This window comes from Kitasatospora sp. NPDC059722, from assembly GCF_042733235.1.
GTDB lineage: Bacteria > Actinomycetota > Actinomycetes > Streptomycetales > Streptomycetaceae > Kitasatospora.
Genome location: NZ_JBHWGD010000029.1, coordinates 7,350 through 24,155, shown reverse-complemented (window position 1 = coordinate 24,155; position 16,806 = coordinate 7,350). Strand labels below are relative to the sequence as shown.

Sequence of the window (16,806 nt, the reverse complement as noted above, 5' to 3'; positions counted from 1 at the left end):
CCCCGGACACGCCTCGGGCCCGCACCCCCGGTGAAGGGGGCACGGGCCCGGGAGCCGCCGTCGGAGGATCAGCCCTCGTCGGTGGCCGTGGCCTTGCTCGTGGCGGTCTTGCTCGCGGTGGTCTTCTTCGCCGCCGTCTTCTTCACCGCGGCCGTGGTGGTCTTGGCCGCCGTCTTCTTCGCGGCCGTCTTCTTGGCGGCGGCCGTGGTGGTCTTCTTGGCCGCCGTCTTGGTGGCGGTCGCCTTCTTCGCCGGGGCCTTCTTCGCGGTCTTCTTCACCGGCCCGCGCGCCCGCTTCTCGGCGAGGAGCTCGTAGCCGCGCTCCGGCGTGATCGAGGCGACGTCGTCGTCCTTGCGCAGCGTGGCGTTGGTCTCGCCGTCCGTCACGTACGGTCCGAAGCGGCCGTCCTTGACCACGACCGCGCGCTCGCTGACCGGGTCGGTGCCGAGCTCGCGCAGCGGCGGGGCCGCGGCGGCCCGGCCGCGCTGCTTGGGCTGCGCGTAGATCGCCAGCGCCTCGTCGAGGGTGATCGTGAAGAGCTGGTCCTCGCTCGTGAGCGAGCGCGAGTCGGTGCCGCGCTTGAGGTACGGGCCGTAGCGGCCGTTCTGCGCGGTGATCTCGACGCCCTCGGCGTCCGCCCCGACCACGCGCGGCAGCGAGAGCAGCCGCAGCGCGTCCTCCAGGGTGACGGTGTCCAGCGACATCGTCTGGAACAGCGAGGCGGTGCGCGGCTTGACCGCGTTCTTGCCGGTCTTCGGCGTGCCCTCGGGCAGGATCTCGGTCACGTACGGGCCGTAGCGGCCGTCCTTGGCGACCAGCATGTTGCCGCTGACGGGGTCCTGGCCGAGCTCGAAGTCACCGCTGGGCTTGGCCAGCAGTTCCTCGGCCAGCTCGACGGTGAGCTCGTCCGGCGGCAGGTCGTCCGGGATGTCGGCGCGCTGGCCGGGCTCGCCCTCGACGGCGGAGGCGCGCTCGACGTACGGGCCGTAGCGGCCGACGCGCAGCGTGATGTCGTCGCTGATCCGGAACGAGCTGATCTCGCGGGCGTCGATCGCACCGAGGTCGGTGACGAGCTCCTTCAGGCCGCCCAGGTGGTCGCCGTCGCCGTTGCCGGCGTCGGCGGCGCGCCCGGTCTCGACGCCCTCGCCCTCGCCGAAGTAGAAGCGCTTCAGCCACGGCACGGACTGCGCCTCACCGGCGGCGATCCGGTCGAGGTCGTCCTCCATCTTCGCGGTGAAGTCGTAGTCGACCAGTCGGCCGAAGTGCTTCTCCAGCAGGTTGACCACGGCGAAGGAGAGGAAGGAGGGGACCAGCGCCGTCCCCTTCTTGAAGACGTACCGGCGCTGGATGATCGTGTCGATGATCGACGCGTACGTGGAGGGGCGGCCGATCTCCCGGTCCTCCAGCTCCTTGACCAGCGAGGCCTCGGTGTAGCGCGCCGGCGGCTTGGTCGCGTGGCCCTCGGAGGTGAGCTGCTCGGCGGCCAGCGGGTCGCCCTGGACGACCTGCGGCAGCCTGCGCTCGCGGTCGTCGAGCTCGGCGTTCGGGTCGTCCGCGCCCTCGACGTAGGCCTTGAGGAAGCCGTGGAAGGTGATGATCTTGCCGGAGGCGGAGAACTCGACGTCCCGGCCGTCGGCGGAGGTGCCGCCGACCCGGACGGTGACGGACTGGCCGACCGCGTCCTTCATCTGGGAGGCGACGGTGCGCATCCAGATCAGCTCGTACAGCCGGAAGTCGTCGCCGCTCAGGCCGGTCTCGGCCGGGGTGCGGAAGCGGTCGCCAGAGGGGCGGACGGCCTCGTGCGCCTCCTGGGCGTTCTTGACCTTGCTGGCGTAGGTGCGCGGGGCGTCCGGCAGGTAGTCGGCGCCGTACAGCTGGGTGACCTGGGCGCGGGCGGCGGAGATCGCGGTGTCCGACAGCGTGGTCGAGTCGGTGCGCATATAGGTGATGAAGCCGTTCTCGTACAGCTTCTGGGCCACCTGCATGGTCCGCTTGGCGCCGAAGCCCAGCTTGCGGCTGGCCTCCTGCTGGAGCGTGGTGGTGCGGAACGGCGCGTACGGCGAGCGGCGGTAGGGCTTGGACTCGACGCTGCGGACGCCGAACGAGGTCCGCTCCAGGGCGACGACCAGCTGGCGGGCGGCCTGCTCGTCCAGGTGGAGCGTGTTGGTGCTGCCGGCCTTCAGCCGGCCGTCCGAACCGAAGTCGCGGCCGCTGGCGATCCGCTTGCCGTCGACGCTCGACAGCCGGGCGCCGAAGGTCTCCGGGTTGGCCGCGTCGGCCGGGGTGCGGCCAGTGCTGAAGGTGCCGACGAGGTCCCAGTAGGACGCGCTGCGGAACGCCATCCGCTCGCGCTCGCGCTCGACCACCAGGCGGGTCGCGACGGACTGCACGCGGCCGGCCGAGAGCTTCGGCATGACCTTCTTCCACAGCACCGGCGAGACCTCGAAGCCGTAGAGGCGGTCGAGGATGCGGCGGGTCTCCTGGGCGTCGACCAGACGCTGGTTCAGCTCGCGTGGGTTGGCCACCGCCTCCTGGATCGCGGTCTTGGTGATCTCGTGGAACACCATGCGGTGCACCGGCACCTTGGGCTTCAGGACCTGCTGGAGGTGCCACGCGATGGCCTCGCCCTCGCGGTCCTCATCGGTGGCGAGGAAGAGCTCGTCGGACTCCGCGAGCAGCGACTTCAACTTGCTGACCTGGGACTTCTTGTCCGCGTTGACCACGTAGATGGGAGCGAAGTCGTGGTCCACGTCCACCCCGAGGCGGCGCACCTCGCCGGTGTACTTGTCCGGCACCTCGGCCGCGGTGCTGGGCAGGTCGCGGATGTGCCCGACGCTCGCCTCGACGATGTAGCCGGGGCCAAGGTAGCCCTTGATCGTCTTCGCCTTGGCCGGCGACTCGACAATGACGAGTCGCTGTCCGTGCGCGGTCTCGCTGCTCGGGGACACCTTCGCTCTTCTCTCCCGGTCGTTATGTGAGCTGGTCGGCGCCGGCAGCACGGGCTGCGCTCCGCCCGACCCCTCCACCGTCCCGGGGCTGCCGCTGAACGACGACCCCACCAGCGGAGTGTGACCGTACCCCGGCCACCCTTGTCAAACGGACGGATCCCGCGTTTTCACTTGCCAGGCCCACCGACGCCACTCGAACGGTAACCCGATGATGGAGCATCGCGCCCCGTGGAGGGGGGCATCGGCGGGTTCCGGAGGATGGAATGACGGATTTCAAGATCTGTCAACGGAGTATCCGCGGAGCGCGGGGCTCCGGATGGTGCGGTCCGCCGGGGCGGCCGACCGAACCGGCCGCGGCCCTGCGGATTCAGCCGACGACGGCCGCCAGCAGGCCCGTCCCGGCCGCCAGGCAGCAGGTGCCGAGCGCGCTCCACAGCAGGTCCGCCACCGCCGGGCGGCTGATCTCCCCCGCCGCCAGCACGACCCGGTCCGGGCGGCGCGGGTCGTAACAGATCCGGACGGACGTGCCGGGGGCGAAGCGGACGGGACGGCGCAGCGGCGTGTGGCCGCGCGGACGGGCGAGCACCCGCTCGGCGCACCGCCCCGGCCCGGGGCCGCCGACCGACGGCAGCGCCGAGAAGGCGAGCAGCGGCGCGCTGTCGAGCTCGCCGCGCGCGTCGTCCTCGGCGACCACGACGGCCTCGGCCGGCACCCCCCGGCGGCGGACCCGGTGGCGAAGGCGCACTTCGGCGGCGCACCAGAGCAGCAGCGCGCCACCGAACAGGGCGAGCACCAGCCCGCCCACGACCGCCGTCGTCCTGTCCACCCCTCGCCCCCCGGCTCCCCAGCTCTGTCCACAGCCTGTGGACAGAGCCTCGCAGCGGGCGGCCAACGCGGGACGGCCGCCGGGAGGCCGACGGACGAACCGGGGGCTACCGGGAGGTGAACCGGGCGCCCGCCCGGTCCTCGAGGCAGGCGCCCGTCCCGTCCTGGCAGGCGGGTGCCCCTCCCGCTCGGGCAGTGGGCGCCGGGGCTTCGGCTCAGGCGACGGGGCGGATGAAGCCCTGCTCGGTCAGCAGCCGCAGCGACTCCGGCACGCGGTCCCGCAGGACGACCCGGTCCTCGCCGAGCAACTGGGCGATGGCGTCCACGATCTCGCCCGCCGACAGCGTCCCGTCACAGACGCCGACGAAGCCCGCACCGACGGTGTCCACCTTGGTGGCCCGCCGCATGCCGCGGTTGTGACGCAGGATCACGTGCTCCGGGTCCTCCGCGCCGGGCGCGCCGACCTGCTCCTGGACGACCTCGTCGGCCAGCACGTACCGGGCCGCGAGCAGGCCCGCGTCGTCGTGCGAGCGCAGGAAGTCCTGCCGGTCGAACCACTCCTCGATGTGCGGACCGAGCGGCTGCTCCACCGGGTGCGGCCACTCCTCCACCCGGACCGTCGGACGCTCGGCGCCGCTCGCCCGCAGGGTGATCCAGCCCATGCCGATGCCCTCGACCCGGCCCGCCTCGAAGGCGTCCAACCACTCGCCGTAACGGGCCTGGTAGTCGCCGCCCGGACCGCGGTGGTCGCCGCCGTCGCGCAGCCACAACTCGGCGTACTGGGCGACGTCCTGGACCTCGCGCTGGACGATCCAGGCGTCCAGCCCGGTGCCCGCGACCCAGCCGGCCAGCCGCTCGTGCCAGTCCTCGCCCTTGACGTGCTGCCAGTTGGCCAGCAACTGGCAGTAGCCGCCCGGCTCCAGGTGGGCAGCCGCGGAACGGACCAGGGTGCGGCACAGGTCGTCGCCGGCCATGCCGCCGTCGCGGTAGGTGAACCGGCCGGCCGGCGAGATCACGAACGGCGGGTTGGAGACGATCAGGTCGAACTTCCGCTCCCCGACCGGCTCGAAGAGGCTCCCGGCGGCGGCCTCGGTGTTGTCGAAACCGGACAGCGCCAGGGTCAGCTCGGAGAAGCGCAGCGCGCGCGGGTTGAGGTCGGTGGCGGTCACCTTCTGGGCGTGCCGGGCCGCGTGCAGCGCCTGCACGCCGGAGCCCGAACCGAGGTCCAGCGCGGCGCGGACGGGCCGGCGCACGGTGATGTTGGCCAGCGTCGTGGAGGCGCCGCCGACCCCGAGCACCAGGTCCCTGCGGGCCACGCCGTGCGCCGTCTCGCCGGAGCCGATGCCGCCCGCGCCGCCCACCGCGCAGCCCAGGTCGGAGACCACCCAGGCGTCCGAACTGGGCAGCCCGGCGACCTCGTTGGCGTAGGGGCGGACGTCCACGGTGGCACGCACCAGATCGCCGTCCGGGCGCAGCCAGCCGTCCGCGAGGCAGTCCTCGACCGGCAGCGCGGCCGCGGCCGCCTTGTAGGGCACCGGCTGCTGGAGCAGGAACAGCCGGACCAGCGTCTCCAGCGGGCCGTCGCCGCGGGTCGCGCGCAGCGCCGGGACCGCCTCGCTGCGGGCCAGCGCCGCGTAGCCGGTGGGCCCGAGCAGGTCGAGGCAGCCGTCGGCGGTGAACGAGGCGGCGAGCAGCGCCTCGCGCAGCTTGGCGAGGCGGGTGGGGTCGAGAACGGGGCTACTGATCACCCCGCCATTGTCCCCCGGGCCGCGGGCGCACCCGCCGTGCCCGGGCCGGGCGCGACGGGTGTGCCTCGGGCGTGCGGCGGGTCAGCTCGCGCTGGGCGCGGGCGCGGACGGGGCGGCGGCCGGCGTGGTGGCGGGCGTGGCCGCCGGGCCGGCGCTGCCCGTCGCGGACGGGGCCGGGGTGCCGCCGGGCGCGGCGGAGGGGGCGCCGGTCGCGCCGTCGGTCGGTGCGGCGGTGCCCGGAGCCGTCGCCGGGGCCGTGCCGCCGCCGCTCGGGGCGGGGGTGGCCGACCCGGCGCTCGGGGCGGCGGTGGCCGCGGAGGGCTTGCAGCCGTCCTGCTTGGCCATGGCCGCACCGAGGTCGCCGCGCTGGAGCTTGCCCTGCGCCTGGGTGGACAGCGTGGCCAGCTGCTGCACCTGGTCGGCGACGCTGCGCAGCCCGTCCGCGAACTTGGACTGGTCGGCGCTGGACAGCGCGTCCAGCTTCTTCTGGACGTCCAGGTAGCCGTCGGCCGCCTTGTTCAGCTCGGCGACGGTGTCCTTCTGCAGGGTGGCGCCGTCGTCGACCTTCGGCGCCCCGGCCGCGTCGATCGCCTTCGCGATGTCCTGGTTGGTCTTGGCGAGACGCCCGACGTCGGCGGAGAGCCGCTTCTGCAGGTCGGCCGGGGCCTCGCCGGTCTTCACCTGGCCGGTGTCGGCGAGCGCGCTCTGGGCCTGGGCGATCGGGTCCTTGGCCGCGCCGCAGACGTTCGACGCCCAGGACTCCAGCTGCTTGCTGTTGTCGTCGCCGCAGCCGACGGCTCCGAACGCGAGCAGCACGCCGAGGGCGGGTACGGCCAGCAGTCGCTTGTTCACCGGGAGAAGCCTTTCGGTTCGGTCGTCTTCGGTCGTCGAACCTACACGCCGCCGATCCGCTCCCCGGTTCCCGGCCGCCCTGGCCGGGTTCGGGCCCGACGAAGGCCCGCCTCGGGCACGCCCCGGGTCTCGCTCAGCCCGAAACCGGTACGCACCCGGCCCTGACCCGGCCCTGACCCGGTACGTACCGGCCCGAACTCAGGCGCGCTCGACGCGGATCGGGTCCCCCGGCCGGACCGTCCGCAGCACCTGGGCGTCGCCGTCCAGCGCGCCGAGGATGTTGCAGGGGCTGGCCAGCCGGCACTCGTCGCCGCGCGAGATCGGCGTCGGCCCGTACGGCAGGGCGAGGCTGTCGCCGTCCGTCCAGAACGCCACCGTGCCCGGCTCGACGACCTGTTCGGCATCGTCCTCCCGCAGCACGCTGACCGGCGTCCCGAAGTACACCTCCTCGCCCCAGGTGCTGGCCGAGGAGCCGATCGGCAGCTCGGCCCAGAGCGCCTCGGCGGTGGGGGTGGCCCGCAGGGTGGCGGTCGCCTGACCGGCCGGCCACAGAATGCGTATCCGCATGGTCGTCCTCTTCCGCGACAGGTCCGATCGTCGATCGTGGATGGTCGATCGTCGATCGGACCCGGTCGTGCCGGAAGCAGCGAACCGCCGGATTCAACAGTTTGTCAACGGGATCCCGAGGAATGGACGCACGGCGTCACGGGGCTGCGGCCTCACGGCACTGCGGCGTCACAGCACTGCGGCCACGCAGGCTCAGGGGTCCGCCCGGCAAAGCCGGAGACCGTCCGGTCCTCCAGGTCCTCAGACCGCGAGGGCATCGACCGAAACCGGCCAGCTCATCCGGATCAGGCCACCGTCCGTGCCGTTGGTGACCTCCAGGTCCTCGACCAGGCCGGTGATCACGGCCAGGCCCAGGGTGTCCTCGTCCGGATCGCCGCCCTCGGCCGCGCCGGAGGCCGGAACGGCGGACGGGCCCGCCTCGTCCTCGACCTCGATGAGGAAACGCTTCTCCTGATCGGTCAGCGCGACCCTGACGGTGCCGCCGATGCCGCCGCGCTGGTGCAGCCCGACCGCGCGGGAGCACGCCTCACCGACCGCGAGCCGTACCTCGTCGAGCACCGACTCGTCGACGCCGGCCCGTCTGGCGACTGCCGCGGCGACCAGTCGGGCCGTGCGGACGTGCTCGGGAAGCGCGCTGAATCGAAGTTCGACGGTTGCCATCTCTCCCCCTCGGGGTGCTCCGACCGGGGCCGACGCCGCGGCCCCTGCGGGCCGGCCGAACCGGCCCCGGTGCGGCCGGGCACGACCGGGGCGAGGCGCCCCGACCGTCCCGACCGCGTGGATCGGGCGGGCCGGCCACCAGGACCGGCCCGGCCGCATCAGTCGGTCGCGTTGACCGCGTCGTCCACCGAGGTGTGGATCGGGAAGACCTTGGTCAGGCCGGTGATGCGGAAGATCTTCAGGATGCGCTCCTGGTTGCAGACCAGGCGCAGCGAGCCCTCGTGGGCACGCACCCGCTTCAGACCGCCCACCAGTACGCCCAGACCGGTCGAGTCGAGGAAGTCCACGCCCTCCATGTCGACGACGAGGTGGTACTTGCCGTCGTTGACGAGCTCGACCAGCTGCTCCCGCAGCTTCGGGGCGGTGTACACATCGATCTCGCCGCCAACCTCGACGACCGTGCGATCGCCGACTGAACGGGTCGACAGGGACAGGTCCACGGAACCTCCAGCACCTTGCCTTGCTACGTCATGTGCGTTCCTCGGCCGGACGGCCGCCACCGCATGGTCGCGAGCCCCGGGCGCGCCCAGCCAACGCGTGGCAAGCCTCGGCGCTGCGACCCACGGCCATACGGCCGTCACGGCCACATTCAACCACCTGCGACCATGCCCGCACGATGGCTTACGACGATTCTCCGTCACGCCGGTGACACACTGGGTCCCCATGCCGCCCCGACACAGCCTGCCCGAGGCACTGCTCACGACCCTGTCCACCACCAGGGGGCGGTCCGACCGGCTCACCCATACGGAGCACCTTCCCGCCCGACCTGCGCGTTATGCGCCTTGGCCGGACTCGATCCGCGCCGAGATCACGGCCGCCGCGCGCGCCGTCGGCGTGGAACAGCCCTGGGCGCACCAGGCGGAAGCCATGAACCTGGCCAAAACCGGCCAGACTGTGGTGATCGCCACAGGCACCGCCTCGGGCAAGTCGCTCGGCTACCTGGCCCCGGTCCTGAGCGATCTGCTGGACGGCACCGAGGCCCGCAACGGCCGCGGCGCGACCGCCCTCTACCTCGCCCCGACCAAGGCGCTCGCCGCCGACCAGCGCCGCCGCGCCGCCGAACTCGCGCCGCCCCGGGTCCGGGCCGCCCTCTACGACGGCGACACCCCGCCCGAGGAGCGCGAGTGGGTCCGCCAGTACGCCTCCTACGTGCTCACCAACCCGGACATGCTGCACCGGGGCATCCTGCCCGCCCATGCCCGCTGGTCTTCATTTTTCAAGGTGCTGCGCTACGTGGTCGTCGACGAGTGCCACAGCTACCGGGGCGTGTTCGGCTCGCACGTCGCCCAGGTCCTGCGGCGGCTGCGCCGCATCTGCGCCCGCTACGGTTCGTCACCCACCTTCCTGCTCGCCTCCGCCACCACCGCCGACCCGGCCGCCACCGCGGGGCGGCTGACCGGCCTGCCCGCCGTCGCCGTCACCGATGACGCCTCGCCGCGCGGACCGATGGTCTTCGGCCTCTGGGAGCCGCCGCTGACCGAGAACGTCGGCGAGCACGGCGCACCCGTCCGCCGCACCGCCACCGCCGAGGCGGCCTACCTGCTCACCGACCTCGTCGAGCAGCAGACCCGCACCGTCGTGTTCGTCCGCTCCCGGCGGGCCGCCGAACTCGTCGCCCTGCAGGCCCAGGACCAGCTCGGCCGACCGCTCGCCGAGCGGGTGGCCGCCTACCGCGGCGGCTACCTCGCCGACGAACGCCGGGCCCTGGAACGTGCCCTGCACAGTGGTCGGCTCCTCGGCCTCGCCTCCACCTCCGCTCTCGAACTGGGCGTCGACGTCTCCGGCCTCGACGCCGTCCTGATGGCCGGATACCCCGGCACCCTGGCCTCGCTGTGGCAGCAGGCGGGCCGGGCCGGACGCGAGGCCCAGGGCGCGCTCGCCGTCCTGATCGCCCGGGACGACCCGCTGGACACCTACCTGGTGCACCACCCCGAGGCGCTGTTCGCGGCGCCCGTCGAGGCCACCGTGCTCGACCCCGACAACCCGCACGTCCTCGCCCCGCACCTGTGCGCAGCCGCGGCCGAACTCCCGCTCACCGACGCCGACCTGGAGCTGTTCGGCCCCTCCACCGCACCCCTGCTGCCCGTCCTGGAACGCCGCGGCCTGCTGCGCCGGCGCAGCGACGGCTCCTGGTACTGGACCCGCCGCGAACGCGCGGCCGACGCCGTCGACCTGCGCGGCAGCGGCGGCAGCCCGGTGCAGATCGTCGAGGCCGCCACCGGCCGGCTGCTCGGCACGGTGGACGCCTCCGCCTCCCACACGACCGTCCACACCGGTGCCGTCCACCTGCACCAGGGGCGCACGTTCCTGGTCCGCGAGCTCGACCTGGAGAACTCCGTCGCCCTGGTCGACGCGGCCGACCCGCCGTACACCACGGCTGCCCGGGACATCACCTCCATCTCCGTGCTCGACACCGACACCACCGTCCGCTGGGGCGAGGGCCGGCTCAGCTTCGGTTCGGTGGAGGTGGTCAACCAGGTGGTCGGCTACCTCCGGAAACGGATCTCCACCGGGGAGATCATGGGCGAGAGCAAGCTCGACCTGCCGCCCCGCACACTGCGCACCCGGGCGGTCTGGTGGTCCGTCACCGAGGACCAGCTGCTCGACGCGGACATCCCGCTCGACCGGCTGCCCGGCGCCGCCCACGCCGCCGAGCACGCCTCGATCGGACTGCTGCCGCTGTTCGCCACCTGCGACCGCTGGGACATCGGCGGCGTCTCCGTCCCGCTGCACCCCGACACCGAGCTGCCCACCGTCTTCGTCTACGACGGCCACCCGGGCGGGGCCGGCTTCGCCGAACGCGGCTTCCAGCGGGCCGTCCAGTGGCTGACGGCCACCCGCGAGGCGATCGCCGCCTGCGAGTGCGAGCGCGGCTGCCCGTCCTGCGTGCAGTCGCCCAAGTGCGGCAACGGGAACGACCCGCTGGACAAGACCGCGGCCGTCCGGCTCCTGGACGTCCTGCTGGCCGGCGCCCCGAAGGCGGCGGACGGGGCTCCCGCCCCCACCGACACGGACTCATGAACCCTCCTCCACCGGGGTGACCGCGGCCCGGATCGGTCCGGCGCGGGCCCGCGCTCGCGCCGGACCGACCGGAAGCCGCACCGGCAGCCCCGCGACGGGCACCTCGGCCACCACCTCGACGGCGTCGTCGTCCCGGTCCAGCACGCAGGACACCAGGCCCGCGCCCTGCGCGGCGACGATCCCGGCCGCCCGACCGCACCCGCCGTCCGGGTCCAGCAAGAGCCGGTCCGCCGCCGCGAGGGCCGCGAGATCGGCCGCCGCCTCGGCCCGGTGCCGGGCGGCGACGACCGCACCGACCGCCCACGTCGCCGCGCACACCGAGCAGCCGAGCAGAGCGCCGGCCCCCCGCCCACCCAGCGCCGCCCCCTTGGCGGCACCACCCCCCCGGGGGCCGCCCCCCCGCGGCGCCCCGCCCGGCCCGCCGCCCCCGCGGGGGGCCGCCCCCCCACGACCGCACCGACCGCCATCGTCGCCGCGAACACCGAGCAGCCGAGCATCGCGAAGGCCACCAGCCAGACCGTCGCCGAGCCGGTGTCCGCAGCCCCGCCGAGCCCGCGCGCCGCAGCGACCCGGGACCGCGCGCCCACGATCGCCGGCACCAGCCGGCGGGTCAGGACGGCCATGCCGTTCCTCCTCCCACCAACGTGTCCTCCCGCGCCGCCACCGCGACGGCGCTCAGCCGCACCGAGAGCAGGCCTCCGAGCCTGCCGGGCGCGCCGCAGGGCGCGTCCACCGTGACCCGCACGGTGTCGGCCGCCAGGGCGACCTCGACCTGTGCCCCGGGCGGGGCCGCCTCACGGGCGACCACAACGGCGTCGGTCTCCCCGCGGGCCGCGGCCCGGGCGCCGACCCGGGCCGCGTCCACGCACCGGATCTGGGCCGCCGCGGCGAGCACGCCCCAGATCAGCAAGGCCGCGAGCAGGACCAACGCCGGCATGGCCACCGCCGTCTCCGCCGTCACGAACCCCGCGTCACCGCGTGCCCTGCCGCGCCGACACCCGCTACGTCGCATGGAGCGCCCGCTCCAGCAGATCGGTCAGCGCCCCGGTGACGGTCGCGCTGGTCACCACCTTGTAGAGCCCGGCCGCGAACGCGCACGCGCCCAGCGTGCCGACCGCGTACTCCGCCGTGGTCATCCCGGCGTCCGAGCGGCCCCTGGCCCGAACCACCCGCCGGACCCGGCGCGCGGTCCAGCGTCCCCGGCGCCTCCACACGCCCGGCAACGGCCGGGCCGGAAGGGCGTTCACGAGCCTGGGCGCGATCACAACAGCCATGGTTTTCTCCTCATCGGTTTCGGTTGCACGCGATGCACGCGATGCGTTGCGATGCGTGCGATGGATTCGGCGGACTCAGTGGATTCGGTGGATTCGGTGGATTCGGCGGGGCTGCCGGGGCCCCTCACACCGCCAGTGCGAACCGGCTGGTCAGCCCCACGACGACCGGCACGACACCGATCAGCACGAACGCCGGAAGGAAGCAGAGCCCGAGCGGCGCGGTGGCCAGTACCCCCGCCCTGCGGACCCGGGCGTGGGCCGCCCTGCCCGCAGCCGTCCGCCGTGCGTGGGCGAGTCCGATCAGGGACCCGGCCACCGGGGAGCCCCCGAGGCTCGTACGGACCATGCAGCGGACCAGCGGTGCCAGCGAGGGGTGCTGGTCGCCCAGCCGGTCCCAGCACAGCTCCGGCGGTGCGCCCAGGGCCAGTTCGGCCCCGATCGCCACCAGCCGGGGTCCCATCGGAGCGTCCACGCTCCGCCCGACCGCCATGACCGCCACGGAAGGCGAGGCAGCCGAGCCGAGGCAGGCCGCCAGCAGCTCGGCGCTCAGCGGGAGTTGCCGGGTGAGCAACTCCTCCGTCAGCTCGGTCCGCCGATCGGCCGGTGACCGCGCTCGTGCAAGCGCCTGGTAGGCGCCCACCGCCAGTACCACCCCCAGCAGCAGCCCGAGGCCACCGCCGAGCACCAGAGCCGCTCCAGCGCCCGCCAGTGCCGCCATCACCGACCGCCGGAGCACCCCGGCCCCACCCGCCTCCCGCGCCAACGGCGCCGGCCGCGCCGCGGGAACCCGACCGAAGAGCCTGACCGAGGCTCGGCGCCGCCTCACCCACCGGCGCCCCGGCACAACTCCCGCCGCCACAGCGGCCATCAGGACCGCCACACCCCACATCACCCGGCCACCGCCTCTGCCCTGGCGCTCCTGCTACTCACCGGCCTGCGCCAGGCCCGGCGGCGTGGCAGGCCGCTCAACGCCCGCCCGACGCCCCGGACTCCCCACTCGCCACGTACTCGCCCGGAGCGGCGTGTGGCGGCCTTCAGGGCCCGGGCGCCCGCCCGCCCGGTTCTCGGCGCCCACGGCGCCCACAGCCCCCTCGGCACCCATGAGCCCGGAAGAGCAGCGCCGCGCTCCGGGCCTGCGGGGCCCTCCAAGCCGCCCCGAGCCGCCGCCCGCACGATCCGAGCCGTCCAGGCCACGCCCAGCCCCTCCAGCACGGCACCCACCGCGAGGCAGCCGAGCCCGGCAGACGTGTGCAGGAGGACGTCCACCGGCCTCGCCCCCATCGCAGTGCCCAGTAGCAACCCGGCCGCCGGCAACATCGCCAGGACGGCGATCGTCGTTCGAGGCCCCGCCAGTTCACCGGCGATCTCCTCGGCCAGGGCCTGCTCGCCGCGCAGCGCCTCCGCGACCCGGTCCAGCGCGGCGGCCAGCCCCGCGCCCCCGTCGGACGCGACCCGCCAGCAGGCCGCGATCGCCGCCGCCCCGCTCCCGCCCGGCAGTTCGGCGAGCAGGTGCAGCGCAGCGGGAACGTCGCCCCCGTAGCGGCCGGCCGCCAGCCGCGCCACCGGCTCCTCACCCAGCCTGCGCAGGGCATCCGGGTCGGCCGCGGTGCGCGCCGTCACCACGTGGAGCGCCTGCTCCGGTGTCGACCCGCTGCGCAACTCCCCTGCCAGCCCGGCGCAGAGCTCGATCACACCGGCTGCCCGGCACCTTGCCCGCGCCGCCACGGCCCGCCGCAGACGCCACCTCCGGAGCGGCACCACGGCGAGGGCACCGACGAGCACCGGCACCGGCGAGGCCGTCACGTACCCGGCCGCCAATCCCACCGGGAGGAACAGCAGTTCGGGAACCAGCCACTGCGGCGGCCCGAGTGCACCCACCGGCCTCATGGGAGGCACCGGCGGCCCGGCGCCCGCCAGCACCAGCCTGGAACGCCGCCCGCCCGGCAGCTGCTGCTGCACCACGTGCCACCCGCCGAGCGCGACCACGCACAGCGCAGCGGCCCACCACAACGAGATCTGACCGTCGATCATCTCGTGAACCTCCTTGTCATCGACGTCGTCCACGTCGTCCACGTCATCGGCCTTTCCGGCCCCAGTCCCCCAGCAGCGCGAGGGCACCCACCGAGAGCACGCTCAGCAGCAGGACGAAGCCGAGTTCCGCCGCTCGCGCACTCGCCCCCGCGAGCCCTGTCACGGCGGACCCGCCGAGAGCGTGACGCCGCGCGCCGCCAGCAACCCGAGCAGTCGCTCCCAGCCCGCCTTCGGGGCCATTCGGCCCTCCGCCGTGAACTCCACCGCCGGGATGGTCACGGCCAGGCCCTCGCGGTCCCCCGCCAGCGTGTGGATCTCGGCCACCCGGCGCCGCCCCGAGCCCGGCTCCCGGACCAGGTGCACCACCAGGTCGAGTGCGGCGCGCAACTGGCTGTGCAGCGACGGCCGGTCGAGCCCGGCGAGCGAGCCCAGCGCCTCCAGCCGCACCGGCACGTCCGCCGCCGTGTTGGCGTGGACCGTCCCGCAGCCGCCCTCGTGGCCGGTGTTCAGCGCGGCCAGCAGGTCCGACACCTCGGCCCCGCGCACCTCGCCGATGACCAGGCGGTCGGGCCGCATCCGCAGCGCCTGCCGGACGAGGTCCCTGAGGGTGAGCTCGCCGAGCCCCTCCTGGTTGGGCGGTCTGCTCTGCAGCCGGACCACGTGCGGATGGGCCGGTCGCAGCTCGGCGGAGTCCTCGGCGACCACGATCCGCTCGTCCGGGCCGACGAGGCCGAGCAGGGCCGCGAGGAGCGTGGTCTTGCCCGTCCCCGTGCCGCCGGAGACCAGGAGCGACAGCCGCGCCCGCACGATGCCGGCCAGCAGGCCGGCGCCCTCGGGTGGCAGCGTCCCGCCCGCCACCAGCTCGGCGAGCGTGAACGGCCGGGGCCGGCAGACCCGCAGCGAGATGTGCGTGCAGCCGGCCGCGATCGGCGGCAGCACGGCGTGCAGCCTGGTGCCGTCCGGGAGCCGGGCGTCCACCCAGGGGCGGGCGTCGTCCAGCCGCCGCCCCGCCGCGGTGGCCAGCCGGTGCGCCAGCCGCCTGACCGCCTCGGCGTCGGCGAAGCGGACCCCGGTGGCGCGGTGCAGGCCGCCGCCACGGTCGACCCACACCTCCCCCGGCCCGTTCACCAGGACGTCCGTGACGTCGGGCGCCGCCAGCAGCCGGTCCAGCGGGCCCGCACCCACCAGTTCGGCGCGCAGGGAGCGCACGGTGTCCAGGACCTCGTCCCCGCCGAGCGGCGGCCGGGTGGCCCGCAGCGCGGCGGCGACGGATCCCTCCGTCGGGGCGGCGCCCGACTCGGCCAGCCGCAGCCGGACCGCGTCCAGCAGCGCCGCAGTCCGCTCCTCCCGGGCCGTCCGCCCGTAGGGGCACGGACGGGACTGTTCCGGCGGCCCGTCGGGTGGCGGGACGCTCCGGAGCAGCCGGTGCTCCCGCGCACCGCCGCCCCGGCCGGGCGAGCCGCCCATCCCGCCGGCTCCGGCGGAAGCGCCGGTGCCACCCGAGCCGGACCCGATCCCCGTTCTGCGCAGACGGACCATCAGTACACACCTCCTCCGACCGCCGGCACCGGCGGCAGCACTTCGTCCAGGAAGGTCGCGCAGAAGCGCGCGAGCGGGCCGTTGTCCCGCGTCCCGGGCGGCACGCCCTTCTCGACGTCCTCGACCAGCCCGGGCTCCGGCTCCAGCTCTCCCGCGAGCTCCAACCGCAGCCCGCGGGCGATCCGCCCGGCCGGGAGGCCGCGCGCCCGCAGCGGGCGCACCACCGCCCGGACGTCCCCGAGTCGCATCCGGACCGCCGCCGCGACCCGGTCGGCGGCGGCCACCGCCCGCAGTTCGGCCGGGACCACCAGCAGCGCCAGGTCCGACTGCTCCAGCGCCTGCCCGGCCGCCGCGTCGAGGTGGCGCGCCACGTCGACCACGACGAGCCCGCCGCGCCGTCTGGAGGCGGCCAGGACGCTGCGCATGGCCTCGGGCGGCACGGCCAGCGTGTCGCCGCGGTCCCACGACAGGCAGGACAGTCTGGACGGCCGTTTGAGCGCCGGCAGCGCCCGGGCCAGTTCGGTCCCGCTGACCCGGCCGCGCGAGCCGGCCAGATCGGGCCAGCGCAGCCCGCGGGCCGTCTCTCCGCCCAGCAGGATGTCCAGGCCGCCGCCCAACGGATCCCCGTCGATCAGCATCGTCCGCCGGCCGGACCGCGCCGCGGTGACCGCGAGGGCGCACGCCAGGGTGGAGGCCCCGGCGCCGCCGCGGCCGCCGAGCACGGCGACGGTGAGCGCCGGGGGCCCGACGCCCTCGGCCGCGTCGGCGATCCGGTCGAGCAGCCAGGCCTCGGCGTCGGGGAGGAACAGCACGTGCTCGGCGCCGAGTTGGACGGCTCTGACCCATACCTCCGGGTCGTCCAGGTCCAGCCCCAGCAGCAGGACCCCGGCACGACGGGGCAGCCCGGCGCACCGGGCCACCTGGTCGTCCCCGACCAGGACCAGCGAGGAACTCTCCCAGAGCCCGCGCGGCGGCGGGGCGCCCCGGATCAGCTGCGGCTCGGTGCCCGCGGCCGCGCAGAGCCGCACCAGGTGCTCGGCGAGGCGCTCGTCCTCGGTGAGGACCAGCGGCCCGGTGGCTCCGGGCCCCTCGACGGTGGTGTGGCCGGTGATCGGCGTCGACATGGTGCTCTCCCCTCCGCGGGGGGGGGCCGCCGGGAGCGCGCGACGGGCCACGGCGCACGCGGGGGGGGGTCCGGCGCCGCGGGGGGGCGGGGGGCGCCGGCCGGGCGGGGGGCGCGAACCGGAGCAGACGCGAGGCGGGCGGCGCCGCCCGCGGCGC

15 protein-coding genes are annotated in these 16,806 nt (G+C 75.0%); 1 reads left to right on the top strand and 14 read right to left on the bottom strand.

The window, feature by feature from the left end; translation table 11 throughout:
• Nucleotides 1-68 precede the first annotated feature (68 nt).
• From topA to bldG, 7 genes are all read right to left on the bottom strand, one after another.
• Nucleotides 69-2,948: a type I DNA topoisomerase gene (topA, locus tag ACFV4F_RS19930; RefSeq protein WP_380504068.1), complete on the bottom strand. Its 2,880-nt coding sequence runs from the start codon at nt 2,946-2,948 to the stop codon at nt 69-71.
• Between the two features lie 367 nt (nt 2,949-3,315).
• A complete protein-coding gene (locus ACFV4F_RS19925; protein ID WP_380499075.1) occupies nt 3,316-3,774 on the bottom strand; it encodes a DUF3592 domain-containing protein in 459 nt (152 codons plus the stop codon).
• Between the two features lie 214 nt (nt 3,775-3,988).
• The gene (locus ACFV4F_RS19920; protein ID WP_380445073.1) at nt 3,989-5,521 is read right to left on the bottom strand and encodes a methyltransferase; all 1,533 of its coding nucleotides are present in this window, start codon (nt 5,519-5,521) and stop codon (nt 3,989-3,991) included.
• An 81-nt stretch (nt 5,522-5,602) separates the two neighbouring features.
• Nucleotides 5,603-6,373 (bottom strand): small secreted protein, encoded by a 771-nt coding sequence (locus ACFV4F_RS19915; protein ID WP_380504065.1) that lies wholly within the window; start codon nt 6,371-6,373, stop codon nt 5,603-5,605.
• Nucleotides 6,374-6,571: 198 nt separating this feature from the next.
• Nucleotides 6,572-6,940 (bottom strand): cyclophilin-like fold protein, encoded by a 369-nt coding sequence (locus ACFV4F_RS19910; RefSeq protein ID WP_380499072.1) that lies wholly within the window; start codon nt 6,938-6,940, stop codon nt 6,572-6,574.
• Nucleotides 6,941-7,180: 240 nt separating this feature from the next.
• On the bottom strand, nt 7,181-7,600 hold the full coding sequence (locus ACFV4F_RS19905) for an ATP-binding protein (protein ID WP_380445076.1): 420 nt from the start codon (nt 7,598-7,600) through the stop codon (nt 7,181-7,183).
• Between the two features lie 158 nt (nt 7,601-7,758).
• Nucleotides 7,759-8,100 (bottom strand): anti-sigma factor antagonist BldG, encoded by a 342-nt coding sequence (bldG, locus tag ACFV4F_RS19900; protein ID WP_049659132.1) that lies wholly within the window; start codon nt 8,098-8,100, stop codon nt 7,759-7,761.
• A 223-nt stretch (nt 8,101-8,323) separates the two neighbouring features.
• Here bldG and ACFV4F_RS19895 point away from each other — a divergent pair, with 223 nt between their 5' ends.
• A complete protein-coding gene (locus tag ACFV4F_RS19895) occupies nt 8,324-10,681 on the top strand; it encodes a DEAD/DEAH box helicase (protein ID WP_380504062.1) in 2,358 nt (785 codons plus the stop codon).
• Here ACFV4F_RS19895 and ACFV4F_RS19890 read toward each other — a convergent pair.
• From ACFV4F_RS19890 to ssd, 7 genes are all read right to left on the bottom strand, one after another.
• Nucleotides 10,676-10,999, bottom strand: coding sequence for an Rv3654c family TadE-like protein (locus ACFV4F_RS19890; RefSeq protein WP_380504059.1), 324 nt, complete (start codon nt 10,997-10,999; stop codon nt 10,676-10,678). The two genes, ACFV4F_RS19895 and ACFV4F_RS19890, sit on opposite strands and share 6 nt — an antisense overlap.
• Before the next feature lie 292 nt (nt 11,000-11,291).
• Nucleotides 11,292-11,693 (bottom strand): TadE family type IV pilus minor pilin, encoded by a 402-nt coding sequence (locus tag ACFV4F_RS19885; RefSeq protein ID WP_380445079.1) that lies wholly within the window; start codon nt 11,691-11,693, stop codon nt 11,292-11,294.
• Complete coding sequence (locus ACFV4F_RS19880) at nt 11,683-11,955, bottom strand: DUF4244 domain-containing protein (RefSeq protein WP_380445080.1); 273 nt, start codon at nt 11,953-11,955, stop codon at nt 11,683-11,685. Before ACFV4F_RS19880 ends, ACFV4F_RS19885 begins: the two co-directional genes overlap by 11 nt.
• 124 nt (nt 11,956-12,079) lie before the next feature.
• A complete protein-coding gene (locus tag ACFV4F_RS19875) occupies nt 12,080-12,640 on the bottom strand; it encodes a type II secretion system F family protein (RefSeq protein ID WP_380499067.1) in 561 nt (186 codons plus the stop codon).
• A gap of 203 nt (nt 12,641-12,843) precedes the next feature.
• Nucleotides 12,844-13,986, bottom strand: a complete 1,143-nt coding sequence (locus tag ACFV4F_RS19870; RefSeq protein WP_380504056.1) for a type II secretion system F family protein — start codon at nt 13,984-13,986, stop codon at nt 12,844-12,846.
• A gap of 159 nt (nt 13,987-14,145) precedes the next feature.
• Complete coding sequence (locus tag ACFV4F_RS19865; RefSeq protein WP_380445083.1) at nt 14,146-15,525, bottom strand: TadA family conjugal transfer-associated ATPase; 1,380 nt, start codon at nt 15,523-15,525, stop codon at nt 14,146-14,148.
• Nucleotides 15,525-16,649 carry a septum site-determining protein Ssd gene (gene ssd / locus ACFV4F_RS19860; RefSeq protein ID WP_380499064.1) on the bottom strand — a complete coding sequence of 375 codons (1,125 nt, stop codon included), beginning with the start codon at nt 16,647-16,649 and terminating at the stop codon, nt 15,525-15,527. Before ssd ends, ACFV4F_RS19865 begins: the two co-directional genes overlap by 1 nt.
• Nucleotides 16,650-16,806: the final 157 nt, after the last annotated feature.